The organism is Flagellimonas myxillae, from assembly GCF_023502235.1.
GTDB classification, from domain to species: domain Bacteria; phylum Bacteroidota; class Bacteroidia; order Flavobacteriales; family Flavobacteriaceae; genus Flagellimonas; species Flagellimonas myxillae.
The window spans coordinates 1-234 of sequence record NZ_JAMFLY010000016.1 but is presented as its reverse complement, the minus strand read 5'-3'; the positions used below and the strand labels follow the sequence as shown (position 1 = coordinate 234).

General features: G+C 58.5%; 1 protein-coding gene. It reads right to left on the bottom strand.

Features of this window, described 5'->3' with window-relative positions:
- The coding region (locus tag M3P07_RS17720) for a Calx-beta domain-containing protein (protein WP_249971262.1) at positions 1-234 on the bottom strand (234 nt) is incomplete at both ends.

The window sequence follows — 234 nt, the reverse complement described above, 5'->3', positions numbered from 1 at the left end:
GTGGCTGAGGCCACTGTATAATCGGAACCTGCGATGGCGGTACCATCGGCAATGGCAAAGTCCACATTGAACCCTCCCTGTACGTTTGCGTTAAGGCTGACGGTAAAGTCGGCCGTACCGGCGTCCTCGTCCACGTTGAAGCCCGTAACGGATACCCCGTTCCCGGCCCCGCCGTCGTTGTCGTTTATGGTACCTGTCGCGTTCCCGCCCACAATGGAGATAAGCCCGGTTGAA